Here is a 15,737-nt window from a genome sequence, read left to right as displayed (position 1 = left end):
ACGCCGCCTCGCGGGCGGCCGAATGCCAACGCAATCAGACGCTGCTGCGAGTGCGCGTCCGCGCCGTACGGCGCTTGAGCGCACGACGCTCGTCTTCGCTCATGCCTCCCCAGACACCCGCGTCCTGGCCGGACTCGAGGGCCCACGACAGACATTCCGCTGTGACCGGGCACCGCGCGCAGACGAGCTTCGCATCGGCGATCTGAGCGATGGCCGGACCGCTGGTTCCCACCGGGAAGAACAGCTCGGGGTCCTCGTCGCGACAGATTGCCTTGTGACGCCAGTCCATTCCTTCTCCTTCAGGTGCTCACCGCACCACTCGCTCACTACTATTTCGGGCTTTTTGCGGTTGTAACCGCCAGTTCACGTAGACACACCAAATGTTTCCGTGCTGTTGCTTGTGAATACTTTCACGAATCCAGCCGAAGTCAATGGTGTTCCGTTAACACGTGTGCAATATCACTCTCGACCGGTACCGGCGCCGAGGGGGGTGCTGCACTTGTTCACACGCCGATGTTCTATGCTACGCCGTTTGTGGTCGTCTGGCGAGGAATTCTCGCAGGTCCGGGGTCAGTCGGCAGGTATCGGGGCGACGACGTCGAGGACGTCGCGTCGGTGCCCGAAGTCGATCTCGGTGAACGCGCCGATGTAGTCGCCGTCCATCTGCACGTCGACCGGCTCGTCGGCGCGCATACGCACCCATGCCACGTCGTCGTCGCGGATGAGGCGTCGCCCCCGCGGGGGACGATGAGCGAGCAGTCGCAGGGCCACCGGCAGGTTGGGCAGAATCCGCACCGACGTCGACGCGAAAACCCCGAGTCGAGAGCCGAAGTCGGTGTTCGGGTTGGTCCGGATCTCGTGGTTGCCCAGGAACGTCCACGGTGTGGTGTTGCTGACGAACGCGAACCGCACGTCGTCGATGGGCGCGTGGCCGTCGAACTCGACGCGGAATTCGAGCGGACTGGCGCTGTGACGCAGAAAGGACGCGACCGTGGTCCACAGGTACCGTCCCGCGGTGGCGCGGCGGCCCGCGTCGCGCTTGTTCTCCATCGCGTGTACCACGATGGCGTCGATACCCATCCCCGCGTTGAACAGGAACCAGCGGTCGTTGGTGCAGCCCAGGCCGATCCGCCGGACGGCGCCCTTGTCGAGGAGGTCGATGAGCTGGCGTGTGGCACGCAGGGGATCGGCCTCGATGCCCAATGTCCGTGCGAACACGTTCGCGCTACCGCCGGGAATGATCGCCAGCGCCGGACGATCGTCGTTGCGAGCGGTGGCCGCAGGCGGGCCGAGCAGCCCGTTGGCCACCTCATTCACCGATCCGTCACCGCCGTGCACCACCACGACGTCGTATCCGTGCCGGGCGGCGCGCACGGCCAGCTCGCCGGCATGACCGCGGTGCGTGGTGTGCTCGACATCCACCGGCACGTGGGACCCGAGGGTATTGACGAGTGCGTCACGCCCCGCGGGGCTGGTCGCGGTCGCGAACGGGTTGACGATGAGCATGACGCGCACGGCATCCGAGGATATGGGGTCTCCGGCCGATCCGCGCCATCACCCCCGCATCCACCGCGCGACCCGACCCATAGGCTGGAGCGGTGAGCACAGAGCGTGACCGGACCAGCCGCGACACCGGTGGGTCCGAGGGAGACGGCGATGCGACCCGGGTGCGTCCGCCCCGCCAGATACAGATCGCGGGGGCGGTCACGACGGCCGAGGGCGTGGTGGCGGTGGCCATCGCGGTGATCCTGGTGATCCGGGCGGCCACCGGACATACGGCCGCCTACAACGGCTACGGCACCGCGGCGTGGCTGGCAATCATCTTCGGGGCGGTGATCGCCGGAGGCGTCGCGCTGATGTCGGGACGGCGATGGGGACGCGCGATCTCGCTGGTCGCCCAGATCCTGCTGCTCGGGGTGTCGTACTACTTCTTCACCAGTGGTGTGCCCTACATCGGGGCGCCGCTGGCGCTGATCACCATCGTGGTGCTGGTGCTGTTGTTCCACCCCGCATCGCTGCGCTGGATCTCTGCGGACTACGTCGACGACGGCGAGAACCCCTGAGCTCGAGCGTGCCCGGAATCGCGTTGAGCGTGCCCAGAATCTGGTTGAGCGTGCCCGGAATCGCGTTGAGCGTGCCCAGAATCTGGTTGAGCGTGCCCAGAGAAGCGTTCGACGAGCCACCGCGGGCACGCTCGACGCGGATGTGGGCACACTCGACCGGCTGAATCCGCCACCTGGATGTGGGCACATACACGTCGCCGACCGGTATCACCGACGACCGGGACGTGGGCCACGCAACGGCCGTAGAGTGGTGCCCATGACGCGCATGCTCGCGGTTGCCAACCAAAAGGGTGGGGTGGCCAAGACCACCACGGTGGAGTCGTTGGGCGCCGCGCTCGCCGACCTGGATGTCTCGGTCCTCGTCGTCGATCTCGATCCTCAAGGCTGCCTTACGTTTTCGCTCGGTCACGATCCGGATCAGCTCGAGACGTCGGTACACGACGTGTTGCTCGGCGAGGAGGAGATCGCCGACGTGCTCCTCGACACGGCCGACAACGTCACCCTCCTCCCGGCGACGATCGACCTGGCCGGCGCCGAGGCGTTGCTGCTGATGCGTCCGGGGCGCGAGTACGCACTCAAGCGTGCGCTCAACGAGGTCGCGGAGGATTTCGACGTGATCCTCATCGACTGCCCGCCGTCGCTGGGGGTGCTCACCCTCAACGGACTGACCGCCGCCGACGAGGTGATCGTGCCGCTGCAATGTGAAACCCTCGCGCACCGCGGGGTGGGGCAGCTGCTGCGCACCGTGACCGAGGTGCAGCAGATCACCAATCCGTCGCTGCAGATGCTCGGCGCGGTTGCCACACTGTTCGACGCCCGCACCACGCACAGTCGTGACGTTCTCGCCGACGTGTCCGACCGCTACGATCTGCCGGTCCTCGATCCGCCCATCCCGCGCACGGTGCGCTTCGCGGAGGCCTCGGCCTCCGGGGCGTCGGTGATGCGCGGACGAAAGAACAAGGGCGCCACCGCATATCGGGAGCTCGCCGAGAACCTGTGGAAGCACTGGGACGCCGGTGAGGACGTCCGCAGCTTCGACTTCGGCTGACGCGGATCAGCCCGCGGGCGCCAGCGTCACGATCGTCGTACCGCGCTGCTCGACGACGCGATCGCCGAGCACCCGGAGGCTCACGGTGCCCGTGGCCTTGTCGCCACCGTCGATGTCGGCCACCGCGATCGACCGGGTCTCCCGGCCGGTGGCCGGGTCGCGGACACTGATGCCCGCCGGTGTCGGCAGCAACAACTGGCCGGCCATCGTCTCGCCCGGCCCGGCGGTACCGGGTACCTGGTAGATCGGCCGCATCGTCTGGCCGTTGAGCACCACGGTGGCGGTCCCGGTGAAGAAGGTCACCAGCCCGTCGTCGGCCTGCGCCACACTGTCGGCCGGCGGTGCTGCGCCTCCCTCCACGGTGTTGGTGGTGGTCGGCGCACCGTCGGAGTTGAACCCCCGGATGGTCGGCGGTGTGGGCTCGGGTGAATTGCCGCCCCCGTCGTAGACCGCGATCGCCGAGCCACTCATCGCGACCAGCACCGGCGGCGGTCCCGAGGTGCCGCTGGTGATGACCGACGAACCGAACTGCTGAACCTTCTCGTCGCTGTCGAGAACCGCTCCGAGCACGGTGAGACGGTAGCCGGGATCGTTGCGGCAGTGTTCGATCAGCGCGATCCGTGAGCCGCCGATCGCCGCCGACTCGATGCGACAGTCGACTCGTCCGGGTTGCACACCGGGCTTCACCGGCGCGCTGACGCGCCCGTATTCCACACCGCGGACCAGATTCGATCCCCACGTCTCCACGCGGGTCGGCCCGGCGGCCACCACATAGCCGGAATCGGTGATCAGGCGCAGCGTGTCATCGGCGTCGCTGGTCCGTGCGCCGAGCCGTCGGCCCGACGCGGCGTCGAGCGCGGTGACCTCGGAGCATCCGCGTGAGTTGCGGTAGACCGCGAGGATCTCGTCGGTGCTCGCACGCCAGGCCGCCGCCGCCGTGCACAACGGCAGGTTGCGCCGGTACTCCCACAGCACCCGTCCGCTCGCGGGGTCGCGGCCGCTGACCGTGCCGCCGTCGGCGCTGACGATCACCGACCGGGCCACGGCAGGTGTCTCGGTGGCGGACGACGCGGCGCGCCAGGCAACCCGGAATCCGGTCGGCACACTCGTCGCCGGTGCGACGTCGGGTGGAGCGGTGGCCGCTCGCGCATCCTCGGTGTGCCGTACCGGGCTGACGTACCAGACGGCGATGCCCGCGACGACGAGCACCACCACGATGGCAGCACTGATCGCCAGATCGACGGGAGTTCGTCGTTCGGGCAGTATTCGGGCCACGCGCGCTCCGGTGCGGCGATTCGAGGTGAGTGTCGTTACTCGCCGGCGGCCGCGGTGGCCGGTGTGGCCGAATCGTCGGCGGAATGGGTCGCGGTGCCGGTGCGCTTGGCTCCGCCGCGGCGGCGACGGCGACGACGCCGCGGTTCACCCGAGCCGCCCTCGGAGCCCTGGTTCGCGCCGGCGGGTGCCCCGTCCTTCGCGGACCCGTCCTTCGCGGACCCGTCACCGGCCGGCCCGTCGCTGGTGGCGGTGTCGTTCGTGGTGGCCGACGCCTGGCCCGAGCCGGATGATCGGCCCGACGTCGTGCCGCCGCGGGTACGGCGCCGGGTGCGCGTGGACGCCTCGCGTCCCGACCGTGGGCGGCGTTCGGCGCGCTCACCGTCGGTGCGCTCTCGCTTCGGGGCGGCGATCCGGCCGGTCGCCGACTCCGGGATGCCCAGGTCGCTGCGCAGGTGCTCGGAGGTGGAGTAGGTCTCGGCGGGCTCGGGCACACCGAGCTTGAGCGCGGAGTTGATCAGCTCCCAGCGGTGCAGTTCGTCCCAGTCGACCAGGGTCACCGCGATGCCGGTGCGGCCCGCGCGGCCGGTGCGGCCGATTCGGTGCACGTAGGTCTTGTCGTCCTCGGGGCTCTGGTAGTTGATCACGTGGGTGACGTCGTCGATGTCGATACCGCGCGCGGCGACGTCGGTGGCCACCAGCACGTCGATCTCGCCGGTCCGGAACTTCTTGAGTGCCTTCTCGCGGGCCACCTGGCCGAGGTCGCCGTGCACCGCGCCCACCGAGAAACCGCGCTCGGCGAGATCGTCGGCCACCTTCTGGGCGGTGCGCTTGGTGCGGGTGAAGATCATCGTCGCGCCGCGCCCGTCGGCCTGCAGGATGCGGGCGACGAGTTCGGCCTTGTCGAGGGCGTGGGCGCGGTAGACGAACTGGGTGGTGCGCTCGTGCACGGCGGAGTCGTTGGCGTGTTCGGCGCGGATGTGGGTGGGCCGGTGCAGGAAGGTGCGGGCCAGGGTGACGATCGGGCCGGGCATGGTGGCCGAGAACAGCATGGTCTGCTTCTTCTCCGGCAGCGCCGCCATGATCCGTTCGATGTCCGGCAGGAAGCCGAGGTCGAGCATCTCGTCGGCCTCGTCGAGCACCAGGATCTCCACCTTGCCGAGAATCAGGTGACCCTGCTGGGCCAGGTCGAGCAGCCGGCCCGGCGTACCGACCACCACGTCGACGCCCGCGCGCAGCTCCGCGATCTGCGACTCGTAGGGCCGCCCACCGTAGATCGACGTGATCTTCAGCGGCCGCTCGTCGCCGTTGTCGAGATGAACGTCGAGGGTTTTCGCCGCAACCGCGAGGTCGCCGGTGACCTGCAGACACAGTTCGCGCGTCGGCACGATGACCAGCGCGCGGGGGGTGTTGTCCAGCGGGCGGATGCCGGTGTCGGCCGCGTTGACCAGCCGGTGCAGCAACGGGACGCCGAAGCCGAAGGTCTTGCCCATGCCGGTGCGGGCCTGGCCGATCAGATCGTCGCCGGCCATCGCCAGCGGAAGGGTGAGTTCCTGGATCGCAAAGGTGTGGGTCTTGCCGTCTCGGGCCAACGCGTCGACGATGCGTGCGTCGACGCCGAGCTCGGCGAACGTGGGGGAGGTGTGGGTCTCGTCGACGACGGTCGTCTGCACGCCGTCGGTCTCGGTTCCGGGTTCGCTCATGTGATGTTGTGTGCCTTTCGCATCTGTTCCAGCACGCACGAAAAGGCTCCACCCGATGTCGTCGCGACGAACGTCGCGGGTGACTCGCTGACTCGCCCCGCGTGGGGCGGACGTGGGCTCGATGTGTGCGCGCACAATGTCCGGTGCCCGCGATCTGTGATTCCCGGTGAACCCCGCCCCGAGGAACTGTGTCCCGGTCGGGGCGTGCTCGTTGGCCGAAACGTCACGTTCGCGTCAGTGCACCGTCGACAAGTGTACTTGGTCAACCAGTGAGTGCCGCCTACCATCGCCTCATGTCGTCCACAGCAGCTTCCCCCGAACCCGTTCCGGTCTCCACGATCGACGAGAACTCACCGGCGATCGGGAAGCTGTACGCGGTGCTGCTCGCCGGCGAATACGCGGCGTTCTACCGGTTGATCGAGGAGTCGGAGATGGCGCCCGACGTGGACGGCCGCATCAACATCGCGCGGATGGTCGCCTCGGAGATCAAGCATTTCGAACGTCTCGCCGACGAGGTGACCCGCTGGGGTATCGACCCCACCGAGGCCGTGGTGCGCTACCGGCAGGTGTTCGACGAGTACCACTCGGTGACCAAGCCGAAGACCTGGTACGAGGCGCTGGTCAAGGCGTACGTGGGCGACGGCCTCGCCGCCGACGTGTACAACGAGTTGGCCGGAGTGCTGCCGGCCGAGCCCCGCGCGGTGGTCGCCGAGGTGATGTCGGCGACCGGGGGGTCGGAGTTCGCCCGCGACGCGGTGCGCGCGGCCATCGCCGCCGACCCCGCATTGCGGTCCCCGCTGACCCTGTGGGGTCGGCGACTGCTGGGCGAGGCCATCACCCACGCCCAATGGGTGCTCGCCGCCGAGGAGGAGGTCACCGACCTGTTGTTCGCCGGTGCCGCATCGCTGCAGAACATGGCCGGGTTTTTCGACACCGTCGCCGACCGCCACGCGCGGCGCATGGCGGATCTCGGACTCGGTTGACCCGAGCCGGTGCGCACGACCACCGGTCGCGCGTTTCGCTGTCAGCGGAGCCGGTGTCCGAGCGATCGCACGCTGCACTAGCCTTGTCCGGCAAGGGTGTGATGCGTCCGGTCGATGCCGGGGCATCCGTTTTCCCACCGCGCGCGCCCGCCGCGCGCGGCGACCACGGAAGGGTGGCCATGACCGTCGAAGTCAAGATCGGCATCACCGACAGCCCGCGAGAGCTGTCCATCCAGTCCACGCTGAGCAGCGAGAAGGCGCTGGCCGCCGTCGAGTCCGCGCTCGGGGGCAAGGAACCGTTGCTGACGCTGGTCGACGACAAGGGATCGCGGTTCCTCGTCCCGGTGACCAAGATCGCCTACGTGGAGGTCGGCGCCTCGGAGACCCGTCGGGTCGGTTTCGGTTCCTGACGGGACCGCCCGGTTCACTCGTTCGGTGCGGTGACCTCGTCGACCGACGACAGTTCGGCGTCGTCCTGCATCGGCACGTGGGACAACCCGCCCCACAGCAGCGCGACCGTCGTGTCGACCGCGGACTGCTTGTCGATGGGCCGTTTGGCCTCGAGCCAGTAGCGCGCGTTGACCTGACTCGCCCCGACCAGGCCCGCCGCCAGCATGCGCGAACGGTGCGGATCGAGACCGGAGTCGTGCATGACGAGGCCGTAGACGGCGTCCACGCAGGCCTCCGTGGCCCCTTCGACCCGGCGGATTACGGCGGGATCGAGCGCATCGGAGGAGAAGATGAGCCGATACCCCGAATTGTCCTCGTCGATGAAGTCGAAGAACGCCTGGACGGCGGCCCGGACGCGCTTGCGGTTGTCGGTGGTGGTCAGCAGTGCGTTGTTCACGTCGGTGACCAACTTCTCCGCATGCGAGTCGACCACCGCGATGTAGAGGTCCAGCTTTGACGGGAAGTGTTGGTAGAGAACGGGTTTGCTGACTCCGGCGTGCACCGCGATCTCGTCCATGCCGGCCGAGTGGTAACCGCGCTCGACGAAGATCTCGCTGGCCGCGTCGAGCAGTTGCCGACGGCGCGCGCTGCGGGGTAGGCGGGTCCCGTTTCTTCCCGCGTGCGGTGAGGCGCTGGCAGCAGACATGAGGACGAGATTACTCGGCGTCGCGTCGGCGGTGATGTGCGCGGTCACAGCAGTGGCAGCAGTGTCGGGTTCGTCTCGTCCCGGGTCGGCGAACAGCGGCCGGTCGCCTCCGCCGAATCGGAGACCGACTGTGAGAAAGTTGACGCGTGAGCCACACAGAGGGTGGGCCCGGCGAGTCGCAGACCGGGGACGGTCGGGGTCGGGTCAGGGCCAGGGACGTGGGTCCGCGCGCACCGCGTGCCACCACCGGCGGGTCCGCCACCACCGACAGGGCGGTCACCATTGACGGGCCGGCCACCACCGGGACACCGCGTCCGCGACCGCGCCCGGAACCGGGTCAGCCGCTGCGGGCGCGGTGGGATCCCACCGACGACCGTGGCAGGCAGCGGGTCGACCGTGACGCGCAACCAGAACGACGCAAACAAAGCGCGCTGGGCAGATTCGTGTCGACCTACGGCTGGCGTGCGTACGCGATCCCGGTGCTGGTGGTGCTCACCATCGTGTTGATCGTGGTCACCCTGCGCGACGGCGGGTCGTCGTCGGACGCGTCGGGCGCCGACGTCAGTCCGGTGGCCTCTCGCAACACCGACGTCACCCGCGAGACCACGCCGGTCGGCGCTCCGAACAAGTCCATCAAAGAGGTGTCGCTGCCCGCGGGCACACTTCCCGACGGCGGCCCCTTCACCCAGAAGGGCAAGGAGACCTTCCGCGTGATTGCCGGCAGCGGTGCGCAGGTGGGCCGGGGCGGGCAGGTGTACACCTACTCCGTGGAGGTGGAGAACGGCGTCAACCCGCAGGACTACGGCGGAGACCGCTCGTTCGCGAAGATGGTCGACGCCACCCTGGCCAACAGCCGCAGCTGGATCGGTGACGGCAAGGTGTCGTTTCGCCGGGTCGACTCCAATGACCCCGACCTGCGTATCTCGCTGACCTCGCCGGCGACCGCGCGCGAGCTGTGCGGTTATCAGATCAAGCTCGAGACCTCATGCTTCTACCCGCCCGACAAGCGGGTCACCCTCAACGAGGCGCGGTGGGTGCGCGGGGCGCTGTCCTATCAGGGCGACGACATGGCCTACCGCCAGTACCTGGTCAACCACGAGACCGGCCACGGCATCGGCTACGACCACCACGAACCCTGCAAGGAGAACGGCGCGCTCGCGCCGATCATGATGCAGCAGTCGTTCGGCACCTCCAACAGCGAGATCCTCGCGCTCGACCCGGACATCAAGGCGAACCCGTCGTTCGTGTGCAAGCCCAACCCCTGGCCGTACCCGACACGCTGACCGCGTCGGGGTGAGGGAATGCCCTCGCGGCCCGAGTCGTTGATCCCACCGAAGTCGATCCACCCCAATCTCTCTTGGAGGCGCCACGTGTCGTCCTTGCCGCCGCTGGTCACGCCAGCAGCCGAACTGTCCAACGACGAGGTCGCGCGCTACAGCAGGCATCTGATCATCCCCGACGTCGGCATGGAAGGGCAGAAGCGGCTCAAGAACGCGAAAGTCCTCGTCATCGGTGCCGGCGGCCTGGGATCGCCCACTCTGCTGTACCTCGCCGCGGCCGGGGTGGGCACCATCGGGATCGTCGAATTCGACGTCGTCGACGAGTCGAATCTGCAGCGCCAGGTCATTCACGGGCAGTCCGACATCGGACGGCCGAAAGCCGAGAGTGCTCGCGACTCGATCCTGGAGATCAACCCGTACGTGACCGTCAACATCCACGACGAGCGGCTCGAACCCGAAGGTGCGATCGAGCTGTTCTCCGCCTACGACCTGATCATCGACGGCACCGACAACTTCGCGACCCGTTATCTGGTCAACGACGCCGCGGTGTTGGCGCACAAGCCGTACGTGTGGGGGTCGATCTACCGTTTCGAAGGTCAGGCGTCGGTGTTCTGGGAGGACGCCCCCGACGGCCGCGGCATCAATTACCGCGACCTCTACCCGCAGGCGCCGCCGCCGGGCATGGTGCCCTCGTGCGCCGAGGGCGGTGTACTCGGCATCCTGTGCGCGTCGATCGGTTCGATCATGGGTACCGAGGCCATCAAGCTGATCTGCGGCATCGGAGAGCCACTGCTCGGTCGTCTGATGGTGTACGACGCCCTGGACATGACCTACCGCACCATCAAGATCCGCAAGGACCCCGAGGGCGAGACGATCACCGGGCTCATCGACTACGAGGAGTTCTGCGGAGTCGTCTCCGACGAGGCGGCGCTCGCGGCGGCCGGATCGACGCTGACCCCCGTCGAACTGAAGGACAAGCTCGACGCGGGTGAGCAACTCGCGCTCATCGACGTCCGCGAGCCCGTCGAATGGGACATCGTGCACATCGACGGCGCCACCCTGATCCCCAAGGGCGACATCCTCTCCGGCGCCGCGCTGGCACAGATTCCGCAGGACCGTCCGACGGTGCTCTACTGCAAGACCGGCATCCGTTCGGCGGAGGCACTCGCCGCGCTCAAGCGCGCCGGATTCGCCGACGCGCGGCATCTGCAGGGCGGGGTGACCGCGTGGGCCAACCAGGTGGACAAGGATCTACCGACGTACTGAGCCTTTTCGGGGCCGAGTCGCTGCGCCGATATGGGCCCCACGCTGGGTAATCTCTGCACTGTGACCTCTGTGATTACCGTCGAGCCACCCGAACACGTGCTCAACACGTTCGGGCTGACCGCGCATCCGCCCATCGCGATGGGCGACTCGTGGGTCGGTGGCTGGCGTGTCGGCGAGGTGGTGCTGTCCCTGGTCCCCGACCACGCCCGTGCGGCGTGGTCGGCGTCGGTGCGCGAAAACCTCTACGTGGCGGGCCTGCGGATCGCGCGGCCCTTCCGCGCCACCGACGGCCGATACGTTGTGTCCGGCTGGCGCGCCGACACCTACATCGCCGGATCACCCGAACCGCGGCACGACGAGGTGGTGTCGGTGGCCGAGCGTCTGCACGAGGCCCTCGTCGACCTCGAACGTCCCCGCTTCCTGCTGCAGCAGCCCGCACCACCGCACACCGACGTCGACGTGTTCGCCGCCGCCGACCGGGCGGCGTGGGAAGACGTGCCGCTGCGTTCGGCGCGGGCCGCAGCGATGCCCGAGCCCGCCACCGAGGACGGCCGCGAGAGCGTGGCGATGCTCAAGACGCTTGCCACGCTGCGCACACCGGTGGACCTGCCGTCGCAGGTGGTGCACGGCGACCTGTTCGGCACCGTGCTCTTCGCCGGTGCGGCCGCCCCGGGGATCACCGACATCGTGCCGTACTGGCGGCCCGCGTCGTGGGCGGCTGCCGTGGTGGTGGTCGATTCGCTGGCGTGGGGCGGCGCCGACGAGGACCTGGTGCAGCGATGGTCCGACCAGCCGGAATGGCCGCAGATGATGTTGCGCGCCACCATGTTCCGGCTTGCGGTGCATGCCCTGCACCCGCGGTCCACCGCCGGCGCTCTGCCGGGTCTGGCCCGTGTTGTCGATCTCGTGCGCCTGATGGTGTGACGCCGACGGACCGAGCCGCGATCACCGGCGTCCGGCCGTGGCCAGCGCCTTGTCGCGTGCCTGCCCTACCGCGTCGCGCACCGAGTCGGAGTCGTAAGCGCCGTAGTGGCGTCGGCCGTTGACGAAGAATGTCGGGGTGCCCGCCACGTCGCTGCGCAGGGCGGATTCGACGTCGCGGTCGATCCGGTCGCGGTGCACCCCACCGGTCAGTTCCGCGGTGAACCGATCCACGTCGAGTCCCAATTCGCGTGCATAGCCGACGAGATCACGCATGCTCAGGTCGTCCTGATTGGTGAGGAGCACATCGTGCATCTCCCAGAACGCGCCCTGCGCCGCAGCGGCCTCGGCGGCCTCGGCGGCGAGTTGTGCGTGCGGGTGCACGTCGGTGAGCGGCAGGTGTCGCCACACGTAGCGGACCCGGCGGTCCTCGGCGAGTTCGCGCCGGGCGGCGAACTCGGCCTGCCCACAGTGCGGGCATTCGAAATCGCCGTATTCGACCACCGTGACGTCGGAGTCGACGGCGCCCCGGATGTGGTCGTCGCCCTCGTCCACCGGATCGTTGAGATCGGTCAGTCCGCTCGCGGTACCCAGCAGTAGCCGGGCGCGACGTGCGCGGGGCAGACGCCGAATCATCCGCCCGACCACCGCGGTGAGCACCGTGGCCAGCAGTGCCGCCAGCAGAATGCCGATCTTGGCCTCCGCGAGGCGATCACCGCTGCGACCCGGTCCGCCCAGGGCCACATCGGCGATCAGCAGGGACAGGGTGAACGGCGCGGCCGCGGCGAATCCCGCGACCAGGACTCCGCCACCACCGACCGATGACCGGATTCGTCCGCGGCTCACCGCGGCGACCACCCCCGTGCCGATCAGGTGGCCGAGTGGTTTGCCGAGCAGCATCGCGATCACGATTCCCCAGGTGATCGGTGAGGTCGCCGCGCCGCGCAGTGCGCTGCCGTCGATCCGCACTCCCGCGTTGCACAACCCGAATAGCGGAACCACCAGGAAGGTGCTCCACGGTACGCAGATGCGTTGCAGGCGTGCGTTCATCGACTGGGTGACCGCGACCGCAACCGTCGCGGTGCGAGCCAGTTCGGGCGTCGGTTCCTCGCGGAAGGCCCGGAAGGTGGCGGTTGCGTTCTCGAGGCGATCGCGTCGCGGCACATAAGCCGAGGCCAGCAGTCCGGCGAGCAGTCCGGCGGCGATCGGGTCGACGCCGCTGCCGAACAGCGTCGCCCACAGTGCGAACGTCAGCACGGTGAACGGCAGCAGCCGATTGACGCCCGACCATGCCAGGACCAGCATCACCGCGAAGATGGATGCTGCGACAAGAAGATTGGGCCAGGAGACCGAGCTGCTGTACACCGTGGCGATCACGAGGACCGAGGCGAGGTCATCGACCACCAGGATCGTCACCAGATGGACCCGCAGGCGGTCCCCGATCCCGTCCCCGAGCACTCCGAGTACCCCGAGCGCGACGGCGGTGTCGGTGGACATCGCGACGGCCCACGCATGGGTGGCACCCGAGTGCGTGTTGAGCGCCACGAAGATGCCGACCGGCAGGGCCATCGCCGTCAGGCCGACCACCAGCGGCATCACGAATCGGGCGCGTTCACGCAGTTCGCCCAGGTCGAACTCGCGTCGCGCCTCCAAACCCACGACGACGAAGAAGACCGTCATCAGGCCGCTGTTCACCCACTCGCGCAGCGACCGGGTGACCTCGTGGCCGCTCAGGCGTATCGACAGCTCTGCCGCCCAGGTCGTCTCGTACGACGCGGGGAACACGTTGGACCACACCAGCGCGGCGGCCACCGCGACAACCAGGAGGGCACTGCCGGTGGTCTGGCTGCGCAGCAGCGAACGCAACGTATCGCCTCCGCGCCGCAACGACTGCCCGGTATCCGGTCGCTCGGCACCCAACTGCTCGTTGCCCGTGCCGTAGCGACCGGTTGTCCCCATGATCTGCCAAACCGCGAAACGGGTGATTCTCATCCCGCCCGCCGAGATCGTCGCCGACGCGTCGGTCCCGGTCAGGGCGTATCGATCACCCAGCGGCATTCCCGCAGCAGCACGCGGCCGTCGCGGATGGGTACGCCGTCGGCGCGTAGCAGGTCGAGTTGACGTTCCGCCGGATGCGTCGACGGGCGGCCCGACGCCGAGATCACCCGGTGCCAGGGCAGGTCGGCGGAATCGGTCCGCATGATCCAGCCGACGATGCGCGCCGAGGAGAGCCCGGCCGCCGCGGCGAGGTCACCGTAGGTGGTGACCATGCCCGCGGGAATCGCCGCCACCAGGACGCGGACCCGTTCCACGTCGTCGTCGGTCACCGAAGCCATGCCGCGATGGTAAGGCCGCTCAGGCGAGTTCGATCTCCTCGACCAGGTCGGGGTCGGCGAGGTCGCGGCCCTGGGCGGCCGCCGCTTGGAAGGTGCCCATCGCGCGGTCGTCGGATTCGGTGGCCGACTGTCCCTGTTTCCAATAGGCGCGGGCCAGCAGATCGTCGCGGTCGATGTGCCACTGCGACAGCGCGTGTGCGCGTACGCGACGCACCTGCGATGCCTCCGCGGCCACCCATGTCTGGGGATGCCCACCGGTGGCGACGGTGCGTGGAACGAGGTCGACGGCCGCAGAAATCGATTCGACCACGGTGATCTCGGCGCCGGGATGGTCCGGCAGCAGGTCGGTGTCGGCGGGATGGGCCAGGGCGACGACGACGTCGATGACCGACGTGGCGGGGAGGTGTTCGAGAACCGCCGCGATGGCCGGCAGCGCGGTGGCGTCACCGATCAGCAGGTGGTGTGTGGCGCCCGGTACGGCGGCCCAGTCGGGTCTCATGCCGTGCAGTGTCCGCTGCTTGCCCACCGGGTCCCCGGCCAGCCAGTCGAGTGCCAGGCCGCCGTCGTGGCGGGCGATGTCGAACACCAGGCCGCGCGTTTCGGGATCGAAATGACGCACAGTGAACGCACGGTAGCGGGGCGAACCGGCGTCATCGGGTTCGAAGGCGAGTTTGAACGCATCCGCAGGCAGGGCACGGTAGCCGTCGAGTTCGGCGCCGACCGTGCCCGACACCCGCAGGAATCCCGGCGAAACCGGAACGATCTCGTCGACCCGGAGGGCGGTGGTGATCGGTGTGGTGGTCCGCGCGCGGCGCCGTAGCGCCGATCGGATACCTGCTGCACCGGTGGTGGGCATGACTCTCCTCTCGAGCGGAAGGTTCTCCACTCTGAGGTTAGGCGACCCTAATCCAGGAGAGTGCTCGGGGTGGCCGCCGCGTCCGGTCGGCGCTTCATGCGGGTCGTCACAGCATGGCGCGGACGAGGTCTGCGCAGAGATCGGGTGCCAGGAACGGCACCATGTGCCCACAGTCGACGTGATGGAACCGGACCTCGGGGCGTTCGGCGGTGCAGGCGGCGATGAACGCGGGACGGACGAACGGCGGGTCCACCTGGTCGGCGATCACCACGTCGGTTGGGATTCCCGGCGGGGGCAGCACGGCCGGACGCGTCAGCTCGCTCCACGCCGTGGCCACCGACGGGGCGCTGATCCGCCAGCCCATCCGCCCGTGCGGACGCGGTATCAGGTGGTCGGCGATCTCGCGCTCGAGGAGATGCGCGGGCACCTCACCCCAACCCTCATGACGTTTGGCGGCGCGAGCGGCATCGGCGTCGGCGTAGTCCCAGTGGTCGAGGCTGTCGGTGGCCACCTCGAGCGCAAAGGTGGGATCGAGTCCCTGTGCGGGATCGAGCAGCACGATGCCCCGCACCCGGCCGGCCACTTGCTCCGCCAGTCGCACCGCCAGTGCACCGCCGAACGAATGAGCGAGCAAGACAAAGGATTCCGACTCGGGAATGTGCTCGGTGACCACCTGCTCGAGACCGTCGAGGTGTTCGGAGAATCCCCAGGGTGGACGCCAGGGGGAGCGTCCGTGACCCAGCAGATCGGGGGCGACCACGCGAGCCTGCGGCAGGTGATTCTCGGCCAGATCCGCCCAGCGCAGGCCGTGGCCGGTGAGGCCGTGGAGGGCGAGAACCGCCGGGCCGTCCTCGGGTCCGAAGGTGTAGGTCTGCAACGACGGCATCGTCCGATCGTAGGGTGTCGGCGGCGC

At 68.8% G+C, this 15,737-nt stretch carries 16 protein-coding genes; 7 read left to right on the top strand and 9 right to left on the bottom strand.

Annotated features, from left to right (window positions below):
• Positions 1-34: 34 nt before the first annotated feature.
• A complete protein-coding gene (locus tag ACWDTD_RS01790; RefSeq protein ID WP_005170735.1) occupies positions 35-289 on the bottom strand; it encodes a WhiB family transcriptional regulator in 255 nt (84 codons plus the stop codon).
• A gap of 281 nt (positions 290-570) precedes the next feature.
• A complete protein-coding gene (locus ACWDTD_RS01785; RefSeq protein ID WP_449745485.1) occupies positions 571-1,506 on the bottom strand; it encodes a diacylglycerol/lipid kinase family protein in 936 nt (311 codons plus the stop codon).
• Between the two features lie 92 nt (positions 1,507-1,598).
• Here ACWDTD_RS01785 and ACWDTD_RS01780 point away from each other — a divergent pair, with 92 nt between their 5' ends.
• A complete protein-coding gene (locus ACWDTD_RS01780) occupies positions 1,599-2,063 on the top strand; it encodes a hypothetical protein (protein ID WP_449745329.1) in 465 nt (154 codons plus the stop codon).
• A gap of 256 nt (positions 2,064-2,319) precedes the next feature.
• The gene (locus ACWDTD_RS01775) at positions 2,320-3,111 is read left to right on the top strand and encodes a ParA family protein (protein WP_449745328.1); all 792 of its coding nucleotides are present in this window, start codon (positions 2,320-2,322) and stop codon (positions 3,109-3,111) included.
• Positions 3,112-3,117: 6 nt separating this feature from the next.
• Here ACWDTD_RS01775 and ACWDTD_RS01770 read toward each other — a convergent pair whose 3' ends face one another.
• Positions 3,118-4,386, bottom strand: coding sequence for an Rv3212 family protein (locus tag ACWDTD_RS01770; protein ID WP_449745327.1), 1,269 nt, complete (start codon positions 4,384-4,386; stop codon positions 3,118-3,120).
• A gap of 35 nt (positions 4,387-4,421) precedes the next feature.
• Entirely contained in the window at positions 4,422-6,086 is a 1,665-nt protein-coding gene (locus ACWDTD_RS01765) for a DEAD/DEAH box helicase (RefSeq protein WP_449745326.1), read from the bottom strand.
• A gap of 293 nt (positions 6,087-6,379) precedes the next feature.
• Here ACWDTD_RS01765 and ACWDTD_RS01760 point away from each other — a divergent pair, with 293 nt between their 5' ends.
• Positions 6,380-7,069, top strand: a complete 690-nt coding sequence (locus ACWDTD_RS01760) for a ferritin-like fold-containing protein (RefSeq protein ID WP_449745325.1) — start codon at positions 6,380-6,382, stop codon at positions 7,067-7,069.
• Between the two features lie 179 nt (positions 7,070-7,248).
• Positions 7,249-7,479 (top strand): DUF3107 domain-containing protein, encoded by a 231-nt coding sequence (locus tag ACWDTD_RS01755; protein WP_449745324.1) that lies wholly within the window; start codon positions 7,249-7,251, stop codon positions 7,477-7,479.
• A 14-nt stretch (positions 7,480-7,493) separates the two neighbouring features.
• On the opposite strand, the gene ACWDTD_RS01750 is transcribed toward ACWDTD_RS01755, so the two are convergent.
• On the bottom strand, positions 7,494-8,165 hold the full coding sequence (locus ACWDTD_RS01750; protein ID WP_449745323.1) for a TetR/AcrR family transcriptional regulator: 672 nt from the start codon (positions 8,163-8,165) through the stop codon (positions 7,494-7,496).
• A gap of 281 nt (positions 8,166-8,446) precedes the next feature.
• On the opposite strand from ACWDTD_RS01750, the gene ACWDTD_RS01745 reads away from it, so the two are divergent.
• The 3 genes from ACWDTD_RS01745 (at position 8,447) to ACWDTD_RS01735 (ending at position 11,635) form a co-directional block, all read left to right on the top strand.
• Entirely contained in the window at positions 8,447-9,448 is a 1,002-nt protein-coding gene (locus ACWDTD_RS01745; protein WP_449745484.1) for a DUF3152 domain-containing protein, read from the top strand.
• An 87-nt stretch (positions 9,449-9,535) separates the two neighbouring features.
• On the top strand, positions 9,536-10,711 hold the full coding sequence (moeZ, locus tag ACWDTD_RS01740) for an adenylyltransferase/sulfurtransferase MoeZ (protein ID WP_449745322.1): 1,176 nt from the start codon (positions 9,536-9,538) through the stop codon (positions 10,709-10,711).
• 69 nt (positions 10,712-10,780) lie between these two features.
• Positions 10,781-11,635, top strand: coding sequence for a TIGR02569 family protein (locus tag ACWDTD_RS01735; RefSeq protein ID WP_449745483.1), 855 nt, complete (start codon positions 10,781-10,783; stop codon positions 11,633-11,635).
• A gap of 21 nt (positions 11,636-11,656) precedes the next feature.
• On the opposite strand, the gene ACWDTD_RS01730 is transcribed toward ACWDTD_RS01735, so the two are convergent.
• The 4 genes from ACWDTD_RS01730 to ACWDTD_RS01715 form a co-directional block, all read right to left on the bottom strand.
• On the bottom strand, positions 11,657-13,591 hold the full coding sequence (locus tag ACWDTD_RS01730) for a Na+/H+ antiporter NhaA (protein WP_449745321.1): 1,935 nt from the start codon (positions 13,589-13,591) through the stop codon (positions 11,657-11,659).
• A 71-nt stretch (positions 13,592-13,662) separates the two neighbouring features.
• Positions 13,663-13,968, bottom strand: coding sequence for an MGMT family protein (locus tag ACWDTD_RS01725; protein WP_449745320.1), 306 nt, complete (start codon positions 13,966-13,968; stop codon positions 13,663-13,665).
• Between the two features lie 19 nt (positions 13,969-13,987).
• Positions 13,988-14,824, bottom strand: coding sequence for a siderophore-interacting protein (locus tag ACWDTD_RS01720; protein WP_449745319.1), 837 nt, complete (start codon positions 14,822-14,824; stop codon positions 13,988-13,990).
• A gap of 106 nt (positions 14,825-14,930) precedes the next feature.
• Positions 14,931-15,710, bottom strand: coding sequence for an alpha/beta fold hydrolase (locus ACWDTD_RS01715; protein ID WP_449745318.1), 780 nt, complete (start codon positions 15,708-15,710; stop codon positions 14,931-14,933).
• Positions 15,711-15,737: the final 27 nt, after the last annotated feature.

Source organism: Gordonia sp. NPDC003425 (assembly GCF_053588635.1).
This window is presented reverse-complemented; position numbering and strand designations above follow the sequence as displayed.